This is a genomic window from Pseudomonas sp. B35(2017), from assembly GCF_002113645.1.
In the GTDB taxonomy this organism is placed as follows: Bacteria; Pseudomonadota; Gammaproteobacteria; order Pseudomonadales; family Pseudomonadaceae; genus Aquipseudomonas; species Aquipseudomonas ekonensis.
In genome coordinates, this window is record NZ_NEIZ01000004.1 from 423,658 (window position 1) to 446,356 (window position 22,699).

Below are 22,699 nucleotides of genomic sequence, written 5' to 3' on the forward strand. Positions count from 1 at the left end.
AGGACGCCGCATGCGCCTGTTCCGCTCACTGACCTTGTTGATGACCCTGGTCGCCCCCACCGCGTTTGCCGATGACCTGTATCAGGTCGAAATGATCCTGGTGCGCCAGAACGCCGTGCCGGCGATCGTCAGCCGCGCCGCACCGGAAGACTGGGCCGCCGGCGCCCAGCGCCTGGGCGACGACAGCCGGCGCACCCCGGCCCTGGGCGACGTCGCCGCCAAGCTCACCGCCAGCGGCGAGTACAGCGTGCTGATGCACAAGGCCTGGCAGCAGACCCTGGGCGAAGCGCCGGCGAAAGTGGCGGTCAGCGAAGGCCAGGAGCAGTTCGGCCAGTTCCCCATCGAAGGGACGCTGGAAATGAAACTGGGGCGCTTCACCGACGTGAATGCCGATTTCTGGGTCAACCAGATCGACGGCAACGGCATGGTCACGGCCAGCGAACGGCTGAAGCAGGACAGCCACACCAAGAACGGCCAGCTCAACTACCTCGACAACGGCCACCTGGCCCTGCTGATCAAGATCACTTCACTGACGGCGCCTGCGCCTCGCGAAGCGCCTGAAGTCGTGCCGGACTGATCGACGTCGTCATGCCATCGCCCCTGAGCAAACCGCTGGCACCCTCCTGGGTCGGCCGGTTCAAGGAACAGAGCCTGGAACGCGGCCGCCGCTACGCGCTGGAAAACCGGGTGCGGATCGTCGAGGCCGGCGACGCCACCATCACCGCCAGCTGCGAAGGCTCCGGCGGCAACGTCTACCGTCAGATCATTCGCCTGCGCGAGTCGGCAAAGGGCACGCTGCTGATGGTCGACGCCACGTGCACCTGCCCGGTCCACAGCAACTGCAAACACTGCGCGGCGGTCCTTTTGCAGGTGCAGGAAACCCTTGAGTACCCGGCGGCGGCGAAGGACGCCGAACTGCTGGAAAAACTCCAGGCCGTCCTCGAAAGCCGCAGCCCCAAGGCACCGCCCCAAGTGCTGGTGGACAATGTCCAGCCGGTGCCGCGCCTGTGGCTGGCCAGCGTCGAGTTCAGCGCGTTCGAGCCGCGCAACGGCAAGATGCAGCGCTACATTCAGCACCGCGCGGCGCTGTCGTTCAGCTATCTGGACGAGTACGTCAGCGGGCAGAAGAACAGCGACATCCTGATCCGCCAGGAAGCGCAGACGCTGCGGATCAAACGCCACCCGGACATCGAGCAGACCTACCGCGAGCAACTGCGCATCCTCGGGTTCCGCATCGCCACCCGGCAGAGCAAGGCCCTGCCCGAAAGCGCCGGCGAACTCTACGAGATGGTCAACGACAGCGCCTGGCTGACCTTCACCCTCAACGACCTGCCGAAACTGCGCACCCAAGGCTGGGAGCTGCAGATCGACGACGAATTCGGCTTCGACCTCACCGCCGTCGACGATTGGTACGCCACCGTCGAACAGACGCCCGAGCGCGACTGGTTCGACCTGGAACTGGGGATCATCGTCAACGGCGAACGCCTGAGCCTGCTGCCGATCCTGCTCAACCTGATGCGCTCGCACACGGAGATTCTCAACCCGGAACGTCTCGCCCGCCGGCGCGACGACGAATTGATCCTGGTGAACATCCCCCAGCGCAACAGCGAGCATGGCCCCCTGCAAGTGGCCCTGCCCCTGGGCCGACTGAAACCGGTGCTGGCGACGCTCGGCGAGTTCTATCTGCAGGAACCGGGCGAAACCGCCCTGCGCCTGAGCAAGGCCGACGCCACCCGGCTCAATTCGCTGGAAGGCCTGCCGCTGCTGTGGGAAGGCGGCGAGCAGATCCGCAGTTTCGCCCAGCGCCTGCGCGACATCCGCGACTACTCCGCCAAGGCGCCCAAAGGCCTGAACGCGACGCTGCGTCCCTATCAGCTCGAAGGCCTGAGCTGGATGCAGTCGCTGCGTCAGTTGGAGGTCGGCGGGATCCTCGCGGACGACATGGGCCTGGGCAAGACCCTGCAGACACTGGCGCACATCCTCTGCGAAAAGAACGCCGGACGCCTGGATCGCCCGAGCATGGTGGTGATGCCCACCAGCCTGATCCCGAACTGGCTCGACGAGGCGGCGCACTTCACTCCGCAGCTCAAGGTGCTCGCGCTGTACGGCGCCGGCCGCAAAAAGCACTTCGGGCACCTGGAGGATTACGATCTGATCCTCACCACCTACGCGCTGCTGCCCAAGGACATCGAGCACCTCGTCCGGCAACCGCTGCATGTGCTGGTGCTGGACGAGGCGCAATACATCAAGAACCCCGGCAGCAAGGCTGCCCAGGCCGCCCGTGAGCTGAACGCCCGCCAGCGCCTGTGCCTGAGCGGCACGCCGCTGGAAAACCATCTGGGCGAACTGTGGTCGCTGTTCCACTTCCTGCTGCCCGGCTGGCTCGGCGACGTCAAAAGCTTCAATGCCGATTACCGGGTGCCGATCGAAAAGCGCGCCAGCGAAGTCAGGCTTTCGCACCTCAACGGTCGGATAAAGCCGTTCCTGCTGCGCCGCACCAAAGAACAGGTGGCGACCGAGCTGCCGCCCAAGACCGAGATCATCCACTGGGTCGAACTCAACGAAGCCCAGCGCGACGTGTACGAAACCATGCGCCTGGCGATGGACAAGAAAGTCCGCGACGAGATCACCCGCAAAGGCGTGGCGCGCAGCCAGATCATCATCCTCGAAGCCCTGCTCAAGCTGCGTCAGGTCTGCTGCGACCTGCGCCTGGTCAGCGACGCCGCCCCGCCCGCCCGAGGCAGCACGTCGGGCAAGCTGGACAGCCTGATGGAGATGCTGGAGGAACTGCTCGACGAGGGCCGGCGGATCCTGCTGTTCTCGCAGTTCACCTCGATGCTGTCGCTGATCGAAGACGAACTGAAGAAACGCAAGGTGGATTACGCGCTGCTGACCGGCCAGACCCGGGACCGGCGCACGCCGGTGAAGGAATTCCAGAGCGGCAAGCGTCAGATCTTTCTGATCAGCCTGAAGGCTGGGGGCGTCGGGTTGAACCTGACCGAAGCGGACACGGTGATTCACTACGACCCGTGGTGGAACCCGGCAACGGAAAACCAGGCCACCGACCGCGCCTACCGGATCGGCCAGGAAAAGCCGGTGTTCGTCTACAAGATGATTGCCCGGGGCACCGTCGAAGAGAAGATTCAGCACCTGCAGAAAGAAAAGTCCGACCTGGCGGCCGGCGTGCTGGATGGGCGCAAGGCCGGAGACTGGAAGCTGCAGAACGATGACATCGAAGCGTTGTTTGCGCCGTTGCCGGACAAGTTCGACAAGCGCTAGGGCCTTGAACGCTTGCGGGCAACCCCTGTGGGCGTTTGCCTGCAAGCGATGAGGCCGGCACCGGCGGTGTCCTCACTGACGCCATCGCCAGCAGGCTGGCTCCCACAGGGATTTCGGCTGCCCACGGGATCCATGAACTGCAACGCGGCGCAGGGCCGGATTCAGCCCTTGAGCACCCGCGCCAGTGTCGATTTCACCTTGCCCATGCCGTCGTGCAGCGCCTGCTCGATCTCGGCCATGGTGATGACCGCCGTGGTCTTGCCCGCCGCCGGGTTCACCACCAGCGACAGACAGGCGTAGTCCAGTTCCAGCTCACGGGCCAGCGCGGCTTCCGGCATGCCGGTCATGCCGACGATGTCGCAGCCGTCACGCTCCAGGCGCACGATTTCCGCCACGGTTTCCAGGCGCGGGCCCTGCGTGCAGGCATAGACGCCTTGGTCGCTGTATTCGCAGCCCTCGGCCGCCAGCGCGGCAATCAACTGCTGGCGCAGCGGCTCGCTGTAGGGAAAGCTGAAGTCGATGTGGGTGACATGCTCCAGGTCATCGGCGAAGAAGGTGTGCTCCCGGCCGCTGGTGTAATCCACGATCTGGTGCGGCACGCAGAAATGCCCGGTGCCCATTGCCGGATGGATCCCGCCCACGGCGTTGACCGCGATGATCGCTTCGGCGCCGGCCTGCTTCAGCGCCCACAGGTTGGCGCGGTAGTTGACCTTGTGCGGCGGGAAACGGTGCGGGTGGCCGTGGCGGGCCAGGAACAGCACTTCCTTGCCGGCGTACTCACCGATCTGCACCTCGGCCGAGGGCGCTCCATAGGGCGTGTCCAGCGCCAGCGAGCGGCGGATGCTCAAGCCTTCCAGCTGGGTCAGCCCGGTGCCGCCGATAATCGCGTAAACCGTCATAGCGAAGAATCCTTAATCAATCAGTTGAGCGTCTTTGAGCGCGCCGAGGGCGGTGAGCCAGCGCGGATCCTGACGGTAGTCGGTGCTGGCGAACGCCTGCCCGCGCATCCTGGCAATGCGTGCGGACGGCTTGACCTTCAGGCGCTGCGCCGCGCTCAGGGCGAGCTCGGCGGCGGCGCGGTCGTTGCACACCAGGCCCATGTCGCAACCCGCGCTGAGCGCCGCCTCGATTCGGCTGGCGGCATCGCCCACCACATGGGCGCCGGCCATTGACAGGTCGTCGCTGAAGATCACGCCGTCGAACTGCAGCTCGCCGCGCAGGATGTCCTGCAGCCAGCGACGGGAGAACCCGGCCGGCTGCGCGTCGACCTGTGGGTAAATGACGTGGGCCGGCATTACGGCGGCCAACTGTTTGATCAGCTTGGCGAAAGGCACCAGATCCTTGGCGCGGATCTCGTCGAGGCTGCGCTCATCGTTCGGAATCGCCACGTGGGAGTCCGCCTCAGCCCAGCCATGGCCGGGAAAGTGCTTGCCGGTGGCCGCCATCCCGGCGCTGTTCATGCCGCGGATGAAGGCGCCGGCCAGCAGCGCGGCACGCTCGGGATCCCCTTCGAAGGAACGGGTGCCCACCACGGCGCTACGCTGGTGATCCAGGTCGAGCACCGGCGCGAAGCTCAGGTCGAGCCCCACCGCCAGCACTTCGGTGGCCATGACCCAGCCGCACTGTTCGGCCAGGTATTCGGCGTTCGGGTTATCGGCGATCGCCCGCATGGCCGGCAGCCGCACGAAGCCCTGACGCAGACGCTGCACCCGGCCGCCCTCCTGGTCCACCGCCAGCAACAGGTCGGGACGCACCGCGCGGATCGCCGCGCTCAGCTCCCGCACCTGACGCGGGTGTTCGATGTTGCGGGCGAAAATGATCAGGCCGCCCACTTCGGGCTGACGCAACAGTTGGCGATCTTCGGCCGTCAGCCAGGTACCGGCGACGTCCACCATCAACGAGCCTTGCAGGCCAGCAGTCATAGGAATTCCTTGATAACGAAAAACTCGCTCCACGGACAACCGCCGCCCGGGGCATTGCCCGGCGGGTCGGCGATTTCATCGGGGAACGGGTTCAGAACGAGAGTCGGCATGGGCGGCTAGCTTAGCGGATGTCCGCCGCCGCGCCCACCCGTTTGGTCAGGCCTTGGCGGCCACCGGGGCGGTTTTGCTGCGGGGGCGCAGTTGCGCGGCGGCCATGGCGTCATCGGTGACGCCGCTTTCGGCGCGCATGCCGGCGGCGAGGAACGGCACCATCAGACGCATCACCTGCTCGATGGACGTGTTGATGCCGAAATCGGTTTCGGCGATGGCGCGCAACGCCTTGATCCCGGACATGCTGAACGCGGCGGCACCGAGCATGAAATGCACGCGCCAGAACAGCTCGATGGGCGGAATGCGCGGAGCGGCCTCGTTGACCAGCAGCATGTAGCGGCGGAACACCTTGCCGTACATGTCTTCGAGGTAACGGCGCAGGTGCCCCTGGCTCTGGCTGAAGGCCAGGCCCAGCAAGCGCATGAAGATCGACAGGTCGTTGCCGCTGCGGGGCTGGACCACCAGGGCCTGCTCGACCAGGATCTCCAGCAGTTCCTCAAGGGATGCCTTGTGCTCCGGCTTGGCCTGGCGGCGCTCCAGCTCCTTGTCGAGGCTGATGCAGAACGGCCCGAGGAACCGGGAGAAGACCGCCTGGATGAGCGCCTTCTTGGAACCGAAATGGTAATTCACCGCCGCCAGGTTGACCCCGGCCTTGCTGGTGATCAAACGCAACGAGGTTTCGGCGAAACCTTTCTCCGCGAACAATTGCTCGGCAGCATCGAGAATGCGTTCAACGGTTTCCGACTGGGCCATGGCTACTCCGCCTGACAAACACTTGTTTGAAACATACGTTTCAGCCCATGCCTTGTCAAGCCTGCCGGTTCGTTTTGAGAACGGTCGGTCAGGTATTTAACCACACAAGGCCGCGCCTTTGACGGGCGCCGTCGCCGACCGTCCGGCGGGCTGCCGAAAAACGAGCATTGCCAAGCCTCTCCCACTGTATATAATCCCAGTCACTGTATAAAAAGACAGAGCGATCAATATGCTTAAGCTGACGCCACGCCAAGCCGAGATTCTGGCCTTTATCAAACGCTGCCTCGAAGACAACGGCTACCCGCCGACCCGCGCGGAAATCGCTCAGGAACTGGGCTTCAAGTCCCCCAACGCCGCCGAGGAACACCTCAAGGCCCTGGCCCGCAAGGGCGCGATCGAGATGACGCCCGGCGCTTCCCGCGGCATCCGCATTCCCGATTTCGAAGCCAAGGTCGACGAATCCACACTGCCGATCATCGGCCGCGTGGCTGCCGGCGCCCCCATCCTGGCCCAGCAACATATCGAAGAGTCCTGCAACATCAATCCTGCCTTCTTCCATCCGCGCGCCGACTATCTGCTGCGCGTGCACGGCATGAGCATGAAGGACATCGGCATTTTCGACGGTGACCTGCTGGCGGTTCACACCACCCGGGAGGCCCGCAACGGCCAGATCGTCGTGGCCCGGATCGGTGACGAAGTGACCGTCAAGCGTTTCAAGCGCGACGGCAGCAAGGTCTGGCTGATCGCCGAAAACCCTGAGTTCGCCCCTATCGAAGTCAACCTCCAGGACCAGGAACTGGTCATCGAAGGTTTGAGTGTCGGCGTGATCCGCCGCTAAAGGAGGCTGTATGCAGTTCCCTCACACACCTCAGCAAACCCAACTGCCATTGTTCGAAGCTTTTTTGGCGCAACCGATGGCGCCAGTCCTGAAGGACATCGTCGAGCGTCCCTGGAATGCCGCCCCCGAAGCCTTCAGCGAACTGTCACTGCGAGGCGCTGCCGGGAACTGCCTGAACCTGCTGGCCCCCATTCTTCGTGACCTGAGCGAAGAGCAGGACGCCCGCTGGCTGACCTTGATCGCGCCACCCGCAAGCCTGACCCAGGCCTGGCTGCGGGATGCCGGCCTGAACCGCGAACGGATCCTGCTGCTGCAACCACGCGGCGCCCAAAGCGCTCAGCAACTGGCCTGTGAGGCATTGCGCCTGGGGCGCAGCCACACCGTGGTCACCTGGCTCAACCCTCTCAGCCCTGGCTCACGACAACAGCTTATCGGCGCCGCCCGTGCCGGGGACGCTCAAAGCCTGAACATTCGATTGGGTTGACTGAGCGAGGAACGCTCTGTTTCAAGCTCCGGGCCTCTCCAGGGACAGAGAAGCCCGACCGACGGGATCAATGCAGAACCCGTGGCCCTTCCTCTTTGTCGAACTCGCCTTCGACCATGCGACCTGCCATCTGGACACCGACGCTGAGCATCGCCTTGGCGATTTCCACGTGCTGACCCTGAAGGAACGCCTTGGCATCCTCGGAGAAATCCAGAGTCACCAGGGAGCCTTCATCTTCGGCCCTGCGCAGTTCGATTCGGCCGTCTGGTAACTCGACAATCTCTAGAAAGGACGTTGGCATATGGGTCTGTTCTCCACGAAAGGCAGCGATTATATAGAGATCGTCAAGGCTTCGCTCGGGATCTTGACCAGCAGCATGTTGGCTGCCACCCGTGCCCCGCAGCCCGTCAGCACTCGTTCAGTCCTTCGCGGAAGCGAATCGCCAATTCCTTGAGATTCTGCCGCCAGGCTTCCAACTCTTCCCGGCCCAGCTCTGCAGGCGCCTCTTCCTCATCCAGGTTAACCGCCTGAATCAACGGCTGCGTCACATCCCCCTTGGGCTTGTGCGGCACCCGAGGCGGCTGGAACATGGCCGAATGCGCAGCCAGCAGCTTCGCCAGCCAGGTTTCCGGATTGCCCGCCAGCTCGATCATCTCGGCCAGTTCCGGAATCGCGATCGACTCCAGCACATCGCGGTTCAGCAACGCTTCCGCCCGTGACGCACCTGCCTGCGGCAGCCGGTAGAAACCGGCGATCTCATGGCAGAGCCCCAGCAACGCACCGTACAGGTGAAACAGCGCCGACTCGCGCCCGGCCTGGATCAACGCCAACGCGTTCATGGCCCGCCCTTCTTCGGCCCTGGCCAAGGCCTCCAGCGACAAACCGGCAAAATAGATTTTCTGGTTGGTACGGGTATAGAGCTCATGTGCCATGCCGGCAGTCCCCACATCGAAATGATTGCGTCACACAGGTCGGACAGTGTCATGGATCATCCGATGCGTCCGCAAGCACAAAACAGAAAGGCCGGATGAAACCTTGGGTTCCATCCGGCCTTCGCGTTCAGATCGCGACAATGCCGGGCTATTGCCCGATCAAGCCTTGGCTTTCGCCGGGCGCTTGTCTTCGACCGTCCACTTGCCGCCGTCGTAGTACGCCTTCCAGCCGGTCGGCTTGCTGTCCACTTCGGACTGCACGTACTGCTCCTTGGTCTTGCGGCTGTAACGGATCACCGTCGGCAGGCCGTCAGGGTCTTTCTGCGGCGCTTCGCACAGGAAGTGGTACTTCGGATCGATCTCGTCCTTGTGCGGCAGGATCTCAAGCACCAGCGGCGCGCGCGTCTCGCGGTTCTTCGGGAACTGGCTGGCGGCCAGGAACAGACCGGAAGCACCGTCGCGCAGGATGTAGGTATCATCGACCTTTTCGCACTTGAGCTCAGGCATCTTCACCGGGTCCATCTTCGGCGGCGCCGCGTCACCGCTCTTGAGCAGCTTGCGGGTGTTCTTGCAGGTCGCATTGGTGCAACCGAAGAACTTGCCGAAACGACCGGTCTTGAGCTGCATCTCGCTGCCGCACTTGTCGCATTCCAGGCTCGGGCCTTCATAGCCCTTGATGCGGTAGCTGCCCTCTTCGATCTCGTAGCCGGCGCAATCCGGGTTGTTGCCGCAGATGTGCAGCTTGCGCTTCTCGTCGAGCAGGTAGGCGTCCATCGCTGTGCTGCAGATCGGGCAGCGATGCTTGCCGCGCAGCACCAGGGACTCCGATTCGCCCTCGTCGTCCGCCGCGATTTCGTCGCCCGGCACCAGGTTGACGGTGGCCTTGCAGCGTTCCTTCGGCGGCAGGCTGTAGCCCGAGCAGCCGAGGAACACACCCGTGGACGCAGTACGGATCTGCATCGGACGGCCGCAGGTCTGGCACGGAATGTCGGTCATCACGGGCTGGTTGGCGCGCATGCCGCTGTCCGGGTTCTCTGCCACCTCAAGCTTCTTCTTGAAGTCGCCGTAGAACTCGTCCAGCACGTTCTTCCAGTCGCGCTCACCTTCGGCCACGTCGTCGAGGTTCTCTTCCATGCCGGCGGTGAAACCGTAGTCCATGAGGTTCGAGAAGCTCTCCGAGAGACGTTCGGTGACGATGTCGCCCATCTTTTCCGAATAGAAACGACGGTTATGCAGGGTCACGTAACCGCGATCCTGAATGGTCGAAATGATCGCCGCATAAGTCGACGGACGGCCGATGCCGCGCTTTTCCATTTCCTTGACCAGGCTGGCTTCCGAATAGCGGGCCGGCGGCTTGGTGAAGTGCTGGGACGGATCGAGCTTGATCAGCTTCATCGCGTCGCCTTGAGCCATGTCCGGCAGCACGTCGTCATCGCCGGGCTTGGCGATCTGCGGCAGGACCCGGGTGTAGCCGTCGAACTTGAGGATGCGGCCCTTGGCGCGCAGCTCGAAGTCGCCGGCCGCCACGCTGACGGTGGTCGACAGGTACTGCGCCGGAAGCATCTGGCAGGCCAGGAACTGGCGCCAGATCAGCTCGTAGAGGCGCTCGGCGTCGCGCTCCATGCCCGACAGCTTGCTCGGTACGGTGTTGGCATCGGACGGACGGATCGCTTCGTGAGCCTCCTGGGCGCCTTCCTTGCTGCTGTAGACGTTCGGCGACTCCGGCAGGTACTTCTTGCCGAACTCGCTTTCGATGTAGGTGCGCGCCATCGCCACGGCATCGGCCGACAGGTTGGTGGAGTCGGTACGCATATAGGTGATGTAGCCGGCCTCATACAAGCGCTGAGCCATCATCATGGTCTTCTTCACGCCGAAGCCCAGGCGGTTGCTCGCGGCCTGCTGCAGGGTGGAGGTGATGAACGGCGCCGACGGCTTGCTGCTGGTCGGCTTGTCTTCGCGCTTGACGATGCTGTAGCTGGACGCCTTGAGCTTCTCCAGCGCGGCCAGGGTCTGGGCCTCGTTCAGCGGCTTGAAGGCTTCACCCTTTTCGCGGGCCACTTCGAAGCGCACGGTGGAGCCCTTGGCGGTGCCGAGGTCAGCGTGCACCTCCCAGTACTCTTCCGGGTTGAAGGCACGGATCTCACGCTCGCGCTCGACCACCAGCTTCACCGCCACCGACTGCACGCGGCCGGCGGACAGGCCACGGGCGATCTTGGCCCACAGCAGCGGCGAAACCATGTAGCCGACGACGCGGTCGAGGAAACGGCGGGCCTGCTGGGCATTGACGCGGTCGATGTCGAGCTCGCCCGGCTCCGAGAAGGCGTCCTGGATCGCCTTCTTGGTGATTTCGTTGAACACCACGCGCTTGTAGCGGCTGTCGTCACCGCCGATGGCTTCGCGCAGGTGCCAGGCAATGGCTTCCCCTTCGCGGTCCAAGTCCGTCGCCAGATAGATGGTGTCGGCGTCCTTGGCGAGGCGGCGCAGCTCTTCGATGACCTTTTCCTTGCCCGGAAGGATCTCGTACTTGGCTTTCCAGCCGTGGTCGGGATCCACACCCATGCGCGAAACCAGCTGCTTGCGCGCCTTTTCCTTCGGCGACAGCGCGGGGGCCTCGCCGGCGGCGGCCTTGCCGCGCTTGGCGGCAGGCTCCTTGGTGGCGCTAGCCGAACCGCTGGTGGGCAGGTCTCGGATATGGCCGATACTCGACTTCACCACGTATTGGTTGCCCAGATACTTGTTGATGGTCTTGGCCTTAGCCGGGGATTCCACAATGACCAGCGATTTGCCCATGGATCGGAAAATTCCTGAATTCTAGAAGTGAAAGGCGGTTGGCGCCTGACGCGGCACCGCTATATATAGTGGCTACAAGGTGAGGTCAAGCGCAGGGTTCTGCGCGCACTCGCCTCACGGCCCGGTAAAAATGCTCGGTTCGGCCTGCACCAAAGCAAAGCGTGGCACCTGCTCGCCGTCAACCTCGACGGACTCCAGAAACATGCTCAAGGGACGTACCCAGAAGCCGTAATCGCCATACAGGGCTTGGTAAAAGACCACTTCCTCTTCGGTCTCGGAATGCCGCGCGACACTGAATACGCGGTACTGCGGACCTTTGTAATGCTGGTACAGCCCAGGTTGTATCGGCATGCTTCGGCCCTCACTCAAATCTTTTCAAAATAAAAACAAAAAAACCGCAAAAACAAAAACCGGGGCACTGGGCCCCGGCTTCCGTCGACGAGTCGCTTAAACGCGTTCGAAGACGGTGGAGATGCCTTGGCCAAGACCAATGCACATGGTGGCCACCCCGAAGGTGCCGCCATTCTGCTTCATCACGTTGAGCAAGGTGCCGGAAATCCGTGCACCGGAGCAACCGAACGGGTGACCCAGGGCGATCGCGCCGCCGTGCAGGTTAACCTTCTCGTTCATCTTGTCGAGCACTTTCAGGTCTTTGAGCACTGGCAGGGCCTGTGCCGCGAACGCTTCGTTGAGCTCGAAGAAGTCGATGTCATTGATGCCCAGGCCCGCACGCTTCAGGGCTTTCTGCGTGGCCGGCACCGGGCCGTAGCCCATGATCGCCGGGTCCACGCCCGCCACCGCCATCGAACGGATCACCGCCATCGGCTGGATGCCCAGATCCTGTGCGCGCTGCGCCGACATCACGATCATGCACGAGGCACCGTCGGTGATCTGCGACGAAGTGCCCGCCGTCACGGTGCCGCCCTTCGGGTTGAAGGCCGGCTTCAGGGTCGCCAGGCTTTCCAGGGTGGTTTCCGGACGAATGGTTTCGTCGTAGTCGAAGGTTTTCAGGAAACCGTTCTCGTCGTAGCCCTGCATCGGGATGATCTCATCCTTGAACTTGCCCTCAACGGTCGCCTTGTGGGCGAGCTGGTGGGAGCGCAGGCCGAAGGCGTCCTGCTGTTCACGGGTGATGCCGTGCATCTTGCCGAGCATTTCGGCCGTCAGGCCCATCATGCCCGAAGCCTTGGCCGCGTACAGCGACATGTGCGGGTTCGGATCGACGCCGTGCATCATGCTCACGTGACCCATATGCTCGACGCCGCCCACCACGAACACGTCACCGTTGCCGGTCATGATCGCTTGCGCTGCGGTGTGCAGGGCGCTCATCGACGAACCGCACAGGCGGCTGACGGTCTGGCCGGCCGAGGTGTGCGGGATCTGGGTCATCAGCGACGCCATGCGCGCGATGTTCCAGCCTTGCTCCAGGGTCTGGTTCACGCAGCCCCAGATCACGTCCTCGACTTCCGCCGGGTCGACCTTGGTGTTGCGTTCCAGCAGTTTGCTGATCAGGTGCGCCGACATGTCTTCGGCGCGGGTGTTGCGGTGCATGCCGCCCTTGGAGCGGCCCATCGGAGTACGACCGAAGTCGACGATCACGACGTCTCTAGGATTCAAGCTCATACGTTCACTCTCACTCTAGTTTGGGGGCGCTTAACCGAAGAAGCTCTGGCCGTTCTTGGCCATTTCGCGCAGCTTCGCGGTCGGGTGGTACAGCGCGCCCAAGTCAGCGTACTGGTCGGCCAGGGCAACGAACTCGGCAACACCGATCGAATCGATGTAGCGCAGCGCACCGCCACGGAATGGAGGGAAACCGATGCCGTAGACCAGGCCCATATCGGCTTCGGCGGCGGTTTCGACGATGCCGTCTTCCAGGCAACGAACGGTTTCCAGGCACAGCGGGATCATCATCCAGTTGATGATGTCTTCGTCGGTGACTTCGCGCTGCTCGTAGACGATCGGCTTGAGCACTTCGAGCACCGACGGGTCGGCGACCTTCTTCTGCTTGCCTTTCTTGTCGGCCTCGTAGGCGTAGAAGCCCTTGCCGTTCTTCTGGCCCAGGCGCTTGGCTTCGTACAGCACGTCCACGGCCGAACGACGGTCGTCCTTCATGCGGTCAGGGAAGCCGTCAGCCATCACGTCACGGCCGTGGTGGCCGGTGTCGATGCCGACCACGTCCATCAGGTAGGCCGGGCCCATCGGCCAGCCGAACTTTTCCATGACCTTGTCGATGCGCACGAAGTCCACGCCGGCGCTGACCAGCTTCGCGAAACCGCCGAAGTACGGGAACAGCACGCGGTTGACCAGGAAGCCCGGGCAGTCGTTGACGACGATCGGGTTCTTGCCCATTTTCTTGGCGTAGGCAACGGTGGTGGCGACGGCCAGCTCACTGGACTTCTCGCCACGGATCACTTCCACCAGCGGCATCATGTGCACCGGGTTGAAGAAGTGCATGCCGACGAAGTTTTCCGGACGCTTGAGGGCCTTGGCCAGCAGGCTGATGGAAATGGTCGAGGTGTTGGACGCCAGGATGGTGTCCTCCTTGACCTGGTCTTCCACTTCGGCCAGCACGGCTTGCTTGACCTTCGGGTTCTCGACGACCGCTTCGACCACCAGATCGACGTGGCCGAAATCGCCGTAGGACAGCGTAGGACGGATGCCGTTGAGCACTTCAGCCATCTTCGCTGCGGTCATGCGACCCTTGTCGACGCGGCTCACCAGCAGCTTGGCCGCTTCGGCCAGGCCTTGCTCGATGCCGTGCTCGTTGATGTCCTTCATCAGGATCGGCGTGCCTTTGGAGGCCGACTGATAGGCGATGCCGCCACCCATGATGCCGGCGCCCAATACGGCGGCCTGCTTCACGTCCTGGGCGATCTCATCGTAGGCCTTGGCCTTTTTCTTCAGTTCCTGATCGTTCAGGAACAGGCCGATCAGGCTCTGCGCAGCGGAGGTCTTGGCCAGTTTGACGAAGCCGGCGGCTTCGACTTCCAGGGCCTTGTCGCGACCGAAGTTCGCGGCTTTCTGGATGGTCTTGATCGCTTCGACCGGGGCCGGGTAGTTCGGACCGGCCTGACCGGCCACGAAACCCTTGGCGGTTTCGAAAGCCATCATCTGCTCGATGGCGTTGAGCTTGAGCTTGTCCAGCTTCGGCTGACGCTTGGCCTTGAAGTCGAACTCGCCGGAGATGGCGCGCTTGATCAGTTGCACAGCGGCGTCGTGCAGCTTCTCGGGAGCGACCACCGCGTCGACGGCGCCGACCTTCAGCGCGTCTTCAGGACGGTTTTCCTTGCCGGCGGCGATCCACTCGATGGCGTTGTCGGCACCGATCAGGCGCGGCAGGCGCACGGTGCCGCCGAAGCCCGGGTAAATGCCCAGCTTGACTTCCGGCAGACCGATCTTGGCCTTGGTGGACATGACGCGGTAATCGGCCGCCAGGCACATTTCCAGACCGCCGCCCAAGGCGATGCCGTTGATCGCGGCCACGGTCGGCACGTTGAGGTCTTCGAAATCGCTGAAGATCTTGTTGGCTTCGAGATTGCCAGCAACCAGCTCGGCATCCGGCAGCTTGAAGTTGTCGACAAATTCGGTGATGTCGGCGCCGACGATGAAGACGTCCTTGCCACTGCTGACGATCACGCCCTTGATCGAAGCATCTGCCTTGATGGTGTCCACGGCCTGACGCAGTTCGTTCAGGGTAAGACGGTTGAACTTGTTGACGGACTCACCCTTGAGGTCGAAATTCAATTCGACGATGCCACTTTCAAGAGCTTTAACCGTGATGGCTTTACCTTCGTAAATCATCAACTGATCTCCACGATATGGAAGCTGAACAGTACACGTCGGACGCAGGCAACCGGCTCGCAGGACGTTTTTTTCGTCGATGCTGACGCCAATCCACCCGGCACACCCGCCAACGCGATAGTCGGGAATCTGTAGGAGCAGTCTGCAATACAAACGCTCAATTCATACGCCCGTTTGATTTGGGTACGCCACATTCACGGAATTTCCGACAATTGTCAATCGCCCGAAATACCGGTTCAAACGCGACCTTACGGTCATTTCCGTAGGACACAGGCCACCGCTCACGGTTGCATGTGAGTACATTCATAAGATCAATCATTAGAAAAGTCGCCCTAATTCCCGGCGAGCCCCGCACAACGGGCTACGCTCTCGGGAGGACGCAGGAAAACAGCCGCATCCAGGCGAACGAACAGGATCGCGCTACGCCCCAGAAGATTTTCCGGCCTGCCTGGCCAACCCCGCCCGATGAATCATGTCGGGCTTTTTATTGCGCGTCTGCCGGACGTTTCGCACCGTTGCGGCACGAAACGTCCCTGGATCACGCCAGCGCTTTCAGCGTGGCGTCTATGTCCTGCAAGACGCTGGCCTCGCCTTTCTCGCCCCAATACAGGGCGATCATCTGCTTATCTGCCTCGACCTTGAAGACATTGGCCGGCAACTTCAGGAAATGATCGAGCAGCGCCGGGTCTTCGCAGGCCTCCTGCCACTGATTGACCCAGACCCCGGCAGACTTCTGCCAGTAGGCCCAGCACGCAGGCCGGCTGCCGCGCCGCGGCCGGTGGTACTGCGCGCACGGGCTCGGCGGCTCCTGCGACAGCCAGTGCGGCCATTCCTGGGGCGCCAATTGCATGGCCAGGCCCAGGCGCCGCGCCTCCATGCGCAGGGCCATGCGACCGCTCTGCACACGTGACGGGCGCAACCATGCCAGCGGACTCAACACCACCAGCAGGATTGACACCACCAGCCAGACCGTCATATCTCTACTCCCGTTTTTGGATGAGCCCATTGCTTCAGTTCGGAACCAATGCGCTTGAAACCAGCCATACTTAACACTATCGAATCCTCTGGAGGCGCCACCATGCCCTACCACCACATCCTGGTCGCCGTCGACCTGACCGAAGAATGCGACCCCGTGATCCACCGCGCCCGCGAGCTGTCGGTGAGCAACGGCGCCAAGCTGTCGCTGGTGCATATCGTCGAGCCGATGGCTATGGCCTTCGGCGGTGACGTGCCGATGGATCTGTCACAACTGCAACAGCAGCAGTTCGACCAGGCCAAGGAGCGCCTGGAGCGCCTCAAGCACAAGTACAGCGAGCTGGAAAGCGCCAACTGCCACCTGACCTACGGCCAGCCGCGCCAGGAAATCCACCATTTCGCCAAAGAGCAGGAATGCGACCTGATCGTGGTCGGCAGCCATGGCCGGCACGGCCTGGCGCTGCTGTTGGGTTCGACCGCCAACGATGTGCTGCACGGCGCGCCGTGCGATGTGCTGGCGGTGCACCTGATCAAGCGCTGAGTTTCTCTCCAGCGTCCAACCCGGATGCGAAAAGCCCGGCGCCCATCACTGGACGCCGGGCTTTTCCGTCTGCGGGGCGGTCAGGCCTCCAGTTCGGCCCAACGCTCCACCAGGGCGTCCAGCTCCGCCTGCAGGCGCTCCAGCGACGCCAGCACTTCAGCTGTCTCCGCCGGCGGACGCTGGTAGAAGCCGGCTTCGGCCATTTCGGCCTCCACGGCGGCGATCTGCTGCTCCTTGGCGTCGATGTCGCCCGGCAGCGCTTCCAACTCGCGCTGCAGCTTGTAGCTCAGTTTCTTCTTCGCGGCCGGTGCCTCGGCCACCGGGGCCGCCACCGGCGCAGGCTCGGCCTTGACCACCGCCGAGTTCAGGTCGGCCTTGCCCGACTTGCTCTCGGTCACGCCCAGCAGGCGCGGCGAGCCGCCCTGGCGAATCCAGTCCTGGTAACCGCCGACGTACTCGCGCACCTTGCCCTCACCTTCGAACACCAGGGTGCTGGTGACGACGTTGTCGAGGAACGCCCGGTCGTGGCTGACCATCAGCACGGTGCCGCTGAAGGTCAGCAGCACCTCTTCGAGCAGTTCGAGGGTTTCCACGTCGAGGTCGTTGGTCGGTTCGTCGAGCACCAGCAGGTTGGCCGGCTTGCTGAACAGCTTGGCCAGCAGCAGGCGCGCCCGCTCACCGCCGGACAAGGCCTTGACCGGCGTGCGCGCACGCTGCGGGCTGAACAGGAAGTCGCCGAGGTAGCTCAGCACATGGCGGCTCTGGCCGTCGATCTCAATGAAGTCGCGGCCTTCGGCGACGTTGTCGATGACGGTCTTTTCCAGATCCAGCTGATGGCGCAGTTGGTCGAAATAGGCCACGTCGATCTTGGTGCCCTCCTCGACCGTGCCGCTGCTCGGCTGCAGGCCGCCGAGCATCAGTTTGAGCAAGGTGGTCTTGCCGGTGCCGTTGGCGCCCAGCAGGCCGATGCGGTCGCCGCGCTGCAGCACCATCGAGAAGTCGCGGACCAGGAACGGGCCGCCCGGGTGGGCGAAGCTGACGTTCTCCAGCACCATCACCTGCTTGCCGGACTTCTCGGCGGTCTCCAGCTGGATGTTGGCCTTGCCGGTGCGTTCGCGGCGCTCGCTGCGCTCCACCCGCAAGGCCTTCAGGGCACGTACGCGGCCTTCGTTGCGGGTGCGGCGGGCCTTGATGCCTTGGCGGATCCAGACTTCTTCCTGGGCCAGGCGCTTGTCGAACAAGGCGTTGGCGGTCTCTTCCGCCGCCAGCACGGCTTCCTTGTGAACGAGGAAGCTGGCGTAGTCGCCGTTCCAGTCGATCAGCCCGCCGCGGTCCAGCTCAAGGATGCGGGTGGCGAGGTTCTGCAGGAAGGAACGGTCGTGGGTGATGAACAGCACCGCGCCCTGGAAGTCCTTCAGCGCCTCTTCGAGCCAGGCGATCGCGCCGATGTCCAGGTGGTTGGTCGGTTCGTCGAGCAGCAGCAGGTCCGGCTCGGACACCAGCGCCTGCGCCAGCAGCACACGGCGACGCCAGCCGCCGGACAGCTCGGCGAGGGTCTTGTCAGCCGGCAGCTGCAGACGGCTCAGGGTGCTGTCGACCAGGGTCTGCAGGCGCCAGCCGTCACGGGCTTCGAGGTCGTGCTGAACGTGCATCAGCTTTTCCAGATCGGCGTCGGTGACGATGTTCTGGCTCAGATGGTGATACTCGGCCAGCAGCGCGCCGACGCCGTCGAGGCCTTCGGCAACCACGTCGAACACCGTCCGTTCGTCGGCCACCGGCAATTCCTGCGGCAATTCGCCGATCTTCAGACCGGGTGCACGCCATACCGCGCCGTCGTCAGGCTTCTGGTCGCCCTTGACCAGTTTCATCATGCTGGACTTGCCGGTGCCGTTGCGGCCGATGATGCAGACCCGCTCACCACGGGCGATCTGCCAGGACACCTTGTCCAACAACGGCATGGCGCCGAACGCAAGGGACACATCGCTGAATTTGAGCAGGGTCATGAGCTTCTCCAAAAACCGGGCGCGCATTCTACCTGAATCGGGGCTCCAGCAGGCCGGCAATTTCACCGTCGAAGCACTCTGCATAACATTTGTTGCGATCTTGCGGCTCAAGCCCGGCAAAGCTTTCGCCGCCTGCTGGCAAAAGGCTAAGCTACAGACAATTCAGCGTCGGTCCTTGCCGGCGCTTGTCCTGTTTTCATGTGCCCGGATGTCTCATGCGCAGTCGCCTTTTCAGTGTCTTGTCCTGCTTGCTGCTTTCCGCCGCTGCCGCCCAGTCCGCCCAGGCGGTGGATCTGTCCACCCAACGCCAGTACTACGATGAGGCCAAGCGCGCCTTGGCCAAGGGCGATACCGGCCCGTACTTCCGCTACAGCCAGGCCCTGGCCGATTATCCGCTGGAACCCTACCTGGCCTACGACGAACTCACCGCCCGGCTGAAGACCGCGAGCAACGCCGAGATCGAGAAATTCCTCGCCGAGCACGGCGACCTGCCCCAGGCCAACTGGATGAAGCTGCGCTGGTTGCGCTGGCTGGCCGAACGCGATGACTGGGCGACCTTCGTCAAGTACTACGACCCGAAACTCAATTTCACCGAACTGGACTGCCTGAACGCGCAGTACCAGATCAGCCACAACAAGAAGGCCGAGGGCTATGCCAACGCCGAGAAACTGTGGCTGACCGGCAAGTCCCAGCCCGCCGCCTGCGACGCGCTGTTCGGCATGTGGGCCGCCGAAGGCCAGTTGACCGAGCAGAAGCGCTGGGAACGGGCGAAACTCGCCGCCCAGCACCGCAATTACCCGCTGGCCAACAGCCTGGTCAACGGCCTGACCACCCTCGCCCCGCGCGGCCGCCTGCTGGTGGACGTGGCGCAGAAGCCCGAATTGCTCAACCAGCCTTCGCGCTTCATTCCTGCCGATGAGCCGATGTCCGACGTGGTCAGCCTCGGCCTGCGCCGCCTCGCCCGCCAGGATCCGGACAAGGCCATGGCCCTGCTCGACGGCTACGCCAGCAGCATGCATTTCTCCCGCGACGAAAAGGTCGCGATCGCCCGGGAAATCGGCCTGACCCTCGCCCGCCGCTTCGACAGCCGCGCCCTGGACGTGATGACCCAGTACGATCCGGAACTGCGCGACAACACCGTGTCGGAGTGGCGCCTGCGCCTGCTGCTGCGCCTGGCCCGCTGGAACGACGCCTACCAGCTGACCCGCCGCCTGCCGCAGGACCTGGCCACCACCAACCGCTGGCGCTACTGGCAGGCCCGTAGCCTGGAACTGGCGCAACCGCAGAACCCGGAAGCCCAGACCCTGTACAAGAACCTGGCCCGCGAGCGGGACTTCTACGGTTTCCTCGCCGCCGACCGTTCCCAGTCGCCCTACTCGCTGGTCAACAAGCCGCTGGTGCTGAGCCAGGCGACCATCAACAAAGTGCGCAATACCCCGGGCGTGCGCCGGGCACTGGAATTCCACGCCCGCGGGCAGATCGTCGACGGACGGCGCGAGTGGTATCACGTCAGCCGCCATTTCAGCCGCGACGAAATGGTCGCCCAGGCCAAGCTGGCCTACGACCTGAAATGGTACTTCCCGGCGATCCGCACCATCAGCCAGGCCCAATACTGGGACGACCTGGACATCCGTTTCCCGATGGCCCACCGCAACACGCTGGTGCGCGAAGCCAAGGTGCGCGGCCTGCATTCGAGCTGGGTGTTCGCCATCACCCGCCAGGAAAGCGCCTTCATGGACGACGCCCGCTCGAGCGTCGGCGCCAGCGGCCTGATGCAACTGATGCCCGGCACCGCCAAGGAAACCGCACGCAAGTTCAGCATCCCGCTGGCCTCGCCGCAGCAGGTGCTTGACCCGGACAAGAACATCCAGCTCGGCGCCGCCTACCTCAGCCAGGTGCACAGCCAGTTCAACGGCAACCGCGTGCTCGCCTCCGCCGCCTACAACGCCGGCCCCGGCCGCGTACGCCAATGGCTGCGCGGTGCCGACCACCTGAGCTTCGATGTCTGGGTCGAAAGCATCCCGTTCGACGAAACCCGTCAGTATGTGCAGAACGTGCTGTCTTATTCGGTGATCTACGGCCAGAAGCTCAATTCGCCGCAACCGCTGGTGGATTGGCACGAGCGCTACTTCGACGATCTGTGAGCCGAAGCTGCAATCCCGTGAAATGAAAATGCCCGCATCCGATGCGGGCATTTTTCATGGCGTCCTACCGAGCCGTTGGGTCAGTCGGTTACCGGGGCAGTCGAATCAAGAACACCATCGCTGAACTGCAGCGCCGCCAACCGCGCATACAGCGGATTGCCGGCGATCAGTTCCTGGTGCGTGCCGATCGCGACCAATTTGCCCTGATCCAGCACGGCGATCCGGTCGGCGTTTTTCACTGTGGCCAGCCGGTGGGCGATCACCAGTGTGGTGCGGTTGCGCATCAGGCTCGGCAGCGCCTGCTGGATCAGGTGTTCGCTCTGGGCGTCGAGGGCGCTGGTAGCTTCATCCAGCAGCAGGATCGGCGCATCCACCAGCAATGCACGGGCGATGGCCAGCCGTTGGCGCTGGCCACCGGACAGGCCCAGCCCGCCGTCGCCCAGGTGCGTGCGGTAGCCCTCGGGCATCCGCTCGATGAAGTCGTGGGCGTGGGCGATCCGGGCGGCCTCCCTGACTTGCTCCGGTGTCGCGTCGGGACAGCCGTAGCGGATGTTGTCCTCGACGCTGCCGAAGAACAGCGCCGGGCTCTGCGACACCAGCGCGAAGCAGCGGCGCAGGTCCAAGGGATCCAGACTTGTGAGCGGCACGCCATCGATCAGGATCCGGCCAGCGTCAGGGTCGTAGAAACGCAGCAGCAGGTCATACACCGTGGACTTGCCGGCGCCTGACGGCCCCACCAGCGCCAAGGTCTCCCCCGCCCTGACCGTCAGGCTCAAGCCGTCGACGGCGAAGCTGTCGGGACGCGAGGGGTAGGAAAACCGCACATCCTGCAAGGCCAGTTCACCCTTGACCCGCTCCGGCAACGTCACCAGGCCGTTGGCCGGCGGCTGGATGATGTTCTCCGAGCGCAGCAGCTCGGCGATGCGCTCGGCGGCACCGGCCGCCCGCTGCAACTCACCGATCACCTCGCTCAATGTGCCGAAGGCGCTGCCGACGATCAGGCTGTAGAACACGAACGCCGCCAGCTCGCCGGCGGAGATGCGCCCGGCGATCACGTCCATGCCGCCCACCCACAGCATCACCGCCACGGCCCCCAGCACCAGCACGATCACCAGGGTGATCAGCCACGCCCGCTGGAAGATCCGCTTGCGCGCCGTGTCGAACGCCTGCTCGACGGTGGCGGCGAAGCGCTGTTCGTCCTGCACCTGGTGGTTGTAGGCCTGCACGGTCTTGATCTGGCCCAGGGTCTCGGACACGTAGCTGCCGATGTCGGCGATCCGGTCCTGGCTCAGGCGCGACAGGTTGCGCACCCGTCGGCCGAAGATCAGGATCGGCGCAATCACCAGCGGCAAGGCGATCACCACGATGCTGGTGAGCTTGGGGTTGGTGATGAACAACAGCACGATCCCGCCCAGCACCATCAGCAGATTGCGCAGGAACAGCGACAGCGACGAGCCGATCACCGATTGCAGCAGCGTGGTGTCGGCGGTCAGCCGGGACTGGATCTCCGAGCTGCGGTTGTTTTCGTAGAAGCCCGGGTGCAGGTAGACCAGATGGTTGAACACCTGCCGGCGGATGTCGGCCACGCAGCGCTCGCCGATCCACGACACCAGGTAGAACCGGGCGAAAGTGCCCACGGCCAGCCCGAGCACCAGCAGCATGAACAGGCCGATGGACTGGTTGAGCAGGTGCGGCGACTGGGTCATGAACCCTTGATCGACCAGCAGGCGGATGCCCTGCCCCATCGACAGGGTGATGCCGGCGGTGACGATCAGCGCCAGCAAGGCGCCGAACGCCTGCCAGCGGTACGGCGCCAGGAACCGGTTGGCCAGGCGCAGGGCCCGGCGGTGTCGCGGGGAAAGCATCGGGATCATTCGGGTTCACGTCTTGTGCAGGTGAATGGGATCAGCCTACACGCTGAAATGGGGTGGAACTGTGCGAATCACAACGAGTCAGGTTAATTATGACCGCCACGACTAGAGGCTAGACGCTATTGGTCTAATCTCACGGTTGAGACACACCGCCATTTCTGTTTGAGTGGAGATGCCGTCCCGGACAGACCGCAGGGAGTTGTCACAGCCTGGTCACCTGACGGTTTTACCCTAGGCACACAACCTGATGAGGAG

At 63.6% G+C, this 22,699-nt stretch carries 18 protein-coding genes; 6 read left to right on the plus strand and 12 right to left on the minus strand.

The window, feature by feature from the left end; translation table 11 throughout:
* Window positions 1-10: 10 nt before the first annotated feature.
* Together CAG41_RS10945 and CAG41_RS10950 are read left to right on the plus strand one after the other, a co-directional pair.
* Window positions 11-577: a CsiV family protein gene (locus CAG41_RS10945; protein ID WP_085584547.1), complete on the plus strand. Its 567-nt coding sequence runs from the start codon at window positions 11-13 to the stop codon at window positions 575-577.
* Window positions 578-588: 11 nt separating this feature from the next.
* Window positions 589-3,279 (plus strand): DEAD/DEAH box helicase, encoded by a 2,691-nt coding sequence (locus CAG41_RS10950; RefSeq protein WP_085584549.1) that lies wholly within the window; start codon window positions 589-591, stop codon window positions 3,277-3,279.
* Window positions 3,280-3,440: 161 nt separating this feature from the next.
* Here the strand turns inward: CAG41_RS10950 and CAG41_RS10955 are convergent, their stop codons facing one another.
* From CAG41_RS10955 to CAG41_RS10965, 3 genes are all read right to left on the minus strand, one after another.
* Window positions 3,441-4,178 carry an S-methyl-5'-thioinosine phosphorylase gene (locus CAG41_RS10955; RefSeq protein WP_085584551.1) on the minus strand — a complete coding sequence of 246 codons (738 nt, stop codon included), beginning with the start codon at window positions 4,176-4,178 and terminating at the stop codon, window positions 3,441-3,443.
* A gap of 12 nt (window positions 4,179-4,190) precedes the next feature.
* Entirely contained in the window at window positions 4,191-5,189 is a 999-nt protein-coding gene (gene nagZ / locus CAG41_RS10960; protein WP_170930279.1) for a beta-N-acetylhexosaminidase, read from the minus strand.
* 168 nt (window positions 5,190-5,357) lie between these two features.
* A complete protein-coding gene (locus CAG41_RS10965; RefSeq protein WP_085584555.1) occupies window positions 5,358-6,065 on the minus strand; it encodes a TetR/AcrR family transcriptional regulator in 708 nt (235 codons plus the stop codon).
* Between the two features lie 229 nt (window positions 6,066-6,294).
* Here CAG41_RS10965 and lexA point away from each other — a divergent pair, with 229 nt between their 5' ends.
* Together lexA and sulA are read left to right on the plus strand one after the other, a co-directional pair.
* Window positions 6,295-6,903 (plus strand): transcriptional repressor LexA, encoded by a 609-nt coding sequence (gene lexA / locus CAG41_RS10970; protein ID WP_085584557.1) that lies wholly within the window; start codon window positions 6,295-6,297, stop codon window positions 6,901-6,903.
* Between the two features lie 10 nt (window positions 6,904-6,913).
* Window positions 6,914-7,387, plus strand: coding sequence for an SOS-induced cell division inhibitor SulA (gene sulA / locus CAG41_RS10975; protein ID WP_085640673.1), 474 nt, complete (start codon window positions 6,914-6,916; stop codon window positions 7,385-7,387).
* Between the two features lie 67 nt (window positions 7,388-7,454).
* On the opposite strand, the gene CAG41_RS10980 is transcribed toward sulA, so the two are convergent.
* The 7 genes from CAG41_RS10980 to CAG41_RS11015 all read right to left on the minus strand — a co-directional run bounded on the left by CAG41_RS10980 (window position 7,455) and on the right by CAG41_RS11015 (window position 15,886).
* Window positions 7,455-7,688 carry a hypothetical protein gene (locus tag CAG41_RS10980; protein ID WP_003226592.1) on the minus strand — a complete coding sequence of 78 codons (234 nt, stop codon included), beginning with the start codon at window positions 7,686-7,688 and terminating at the stop codon, window positions 7,455-7,457.
* A gap of 106 nt (window positions 7,689-7,794) precedes the next feature.
* Complete coding sequence (locus CAG41_RS10985; RefSeq protein ID WP_085584561.1) at window positions 7,795-8,319, minus strand: DUF6586 family protein; 525 nt, start codon at window positions 8,317-8,319, stop codon at window positions 7,795-7,797.
* Window positions 8,320-8,478: 159 nt separating this feature from the next.
* A complete protein-coding gene (gene topA, locus CAG41_RS10990) occupies window positions 8,479-11,109 on the minus strand; it encodes a type I DNA topoisomerase (RefSeq protein ID WP_085584563.1) in 2,631 nt (876 codons plus the stop codon).
* 114 nt (window positions 11,110-11,223) lie between these two features.
* Window positions 11,224-11,460, minus strand: coding sequence for a DUF1653 domain-containing protein (locus CAG41_RS10995; protein ID WP_085584565.1), 237 nt, complete (start codon window positions 11,458-11,460; stop codon window positions 11,224-11,226).
* 96 nt (window positions 11,461-11,556) lie between these two features.
* Complete coding sequence (fadA, locus tag CAG41_RS11000) at window positions 11,557-12,732, minus strand: acetyl-CoA C-acyltransferase FadA (protein ID WP_085584567.1); 1,176 nt, start codon at window positions 12,730-12,732, stop codon at window positions 11,557-11,559.
* Between the two features lie 30 nt (window positions 12,733-12,762).
* Window positions 12,763-14,910, minus strand: coding sequence for a fatty acid oxidation complex subunit alpha FadB (fadB, locus tag CAG41_RS11005; RefSeq protein ID WP_085584569.1), 2,148 nt, complete (start codon window positions 14,908-14,910; stop codon window positions 12,763-12,765).
* 538 nt (window positions 14,911-15,448) lie between these two features.
* Window positions 15,449-15,886, minus strand: a complete 438-nt coding sequence (locus tag CAG41_RS11015) for a hypothetical protein (protein ID WP_085630804.1) — start codon at window positions 15,884-15,886, stop codon at window positions 15,449-15,451.
* 102 nt (window positions 15,887-15,988) lie between these two features.
* Between CAG41_RS11015 and CAG41_RS11020 the strand changes: the two genes are divergently transcribed.
* The gene (locus CAG41_RS11020) at window positions 15,989-16,426 is read left to right on the plus strand and encodes a universal stress protein (RefSeq protein WP_085584573.1); all 438 of its coding nucleotides are present in this window, start codon (window positions 15,989-15,991) and stop codon (window positions 16,424-16,426) included.
* A gap of 80 nt (window positions 16,427-16,506) precedes the next feature.
* On the opposite strand, the gene CAG41_RS11025 is transcribed toward CAG41_RS11020, so the two are convergent.
* On the minus strand, window positions 16,507-18,429 hold the full coding sequence (locus CAG41_RS11025) for an ATP-binding cassette domain-containing protein (RefSeq protein WP_085584644.1): 1,923 nt from the start codon (window positions 18,427-18,429) through the stop codon (window positions 16,507-16,509).
* Window positions 18,430-18,644: 215 nt separating this feature from the next.
* Here CAG41_RS11025 and CAG41_RS11030 point away from each other — a divergent pair, with 215 nt between their 5' ends.
* A complete protein-coding gene (locus CAG41_RS11030) occupies window positions 18,645-20,573 on the plus strand; it encodes a transglycosylase SLT domain-containing protein (RefSeq protein ID WP_085584575.1) in 1,929 nt (642 codons plus the stop codon).
* 80 nt (window positions 20,574-20,653) lie between these two features.
* Here the strand turns inward: CAG41_RS11030 and CAG41_RS11035 are convergent, their stop codons facing one another.
* The gene (locus tag CAG41_RS11035; protein ID WP_170930276.1) at window positions 20,654-22,447 is read right to left on the minus strand and encodes an ABC transporter transmembrane domain-containing protein; all 1,794 of its coding nucleotides are present in this window, start codon (window positions 22,445-22,447) and stop codon (window positions 20,654-20,656) included.
* Window positions 22,448-22,699: the final 252 nt, after the last annotated feature.

Excerpts from the sequence above, each read along its gene's own strand:
- CAG41_RS10945 (WP_085584547.1), top strand. The coding sequence starts at position 11 with ATGCGCCTGTTCCGCTCACTGACCTTGTTGATGACCCTGGTCGCCCCC.
- CAG41_RS10950 (WP_085584549.1), top strand. The coding sequence starts at position 589 with ATGCCATCGCCCCTGAGCAAACCGCTGGCACCCTCCTGGGTCGGCCGG.
- CAG41_RS10955 (WP_085584551.1), bottom strand. The coding sequence starts at position 4,178 with ATGACGGTTTACGCGATTATCGGCGGCACCGGGCTGACCCAGCTGGAA.
- CAG41_RS10965 (WP_085584555.1), bottom strand. The coding sequence starts at position 6,065 with ATGGCCCAGTCGGAAACCGTTGAACGCATTCTCGATGCTGCCGAGCAA.
- lexA (WP_085584557.1), top strand. The coding sequence starts at position 6,295 with ATGCTTAAGCTGACGCCACGCCAAGCCGAGATTCTGGCCTTTATCAAA.
- sulA (WP_085640673.1), top strand. The coding sequence starts at position 6,914 with ATGCAGTTCCCTCACACACCTCAGCAAACCCAACTGCCATTGTTCGAA.
- CAG41_RS10980 (WP_003226592.1), bottom strand. The coding sequence starts at position 7,688 with ATGCCAACGTCCTTTCTAGAGATTGTCGAGTTACCAGACGGCCGAATC.
- CAG41_RS10985 (WP_085584561.1), bottom strand. The coding sequence starts at position 8,319 with ATGGCACATGAGCTCTATACCCGTACCAACCAGAAAATCTATTTTGCC.
- topA (WP_085584563.1), bottom strand. The coding sequence starts at position 11,109 with ATGGGCAAATCGCTGGTCATTGTGGAATCCCCGGCTAAGGCCAAGACC.
- CAG41_RS10995 (WP_085584565.1), bottom strand. The coding sequence starts at position 11,460 with ATGCCGATACAACCTGGGCTGTACCAGCATTACAAAGGTCCGCAGTAC.
- fadA (WP_085584567.1), bottom strand. The coding sequence starts at position 12,732 with ATGAGCTTGAATCCTAGAGACGTCGTGATCGTCGACTTCGGTCGTACT.
- fadB (WP_085584569.1), bottom strand. The coding sequence starts at position 14,910 with ATGATTTACGAAGGTAAAGCCATCACGGTTAAAGCTCTTGAAAGTGGC.
- CAG41_RS11015 (WP_085630804.1), bottom strand. The coding sequence starts at position 15,886 with ATGACGGTCTGGCTGGTGGTGTCAATCCTGCTGGTGGTGTTGAGTCCG.
- CAG41_RS11020 (WP_085584573.1), top strand. The coding sequence starts at position 15,989 with ATGCCCTACCACCACATCCTGGTCGCCGTCGACCTGACCGAAGAATGC.
- CAG41_RS11025 (WP_085584644.1), bottom strand. The coding sequence starts at position 18,429 with ATGACCCTGCTCAAATTCAGCGATGTGTCCCTTGCGTTCGGCGCCATG.
- CAG41_RS11030 (WP_085584575.1), top strand. The coding sequence starts at position 18,645 with ATGCGCAGTCGCCTTTTCAGTGTCTTGTCCTGCTTGCTGCTTTCCGCC.
- CAG41_RS11035 (WP_170930276.1), bottom strand. The coding sequence starts at position 22,447 with ATGATCCCGATGCTTTCCCCGCGACACCGCCGGGCCCTGCGCCTGGCC.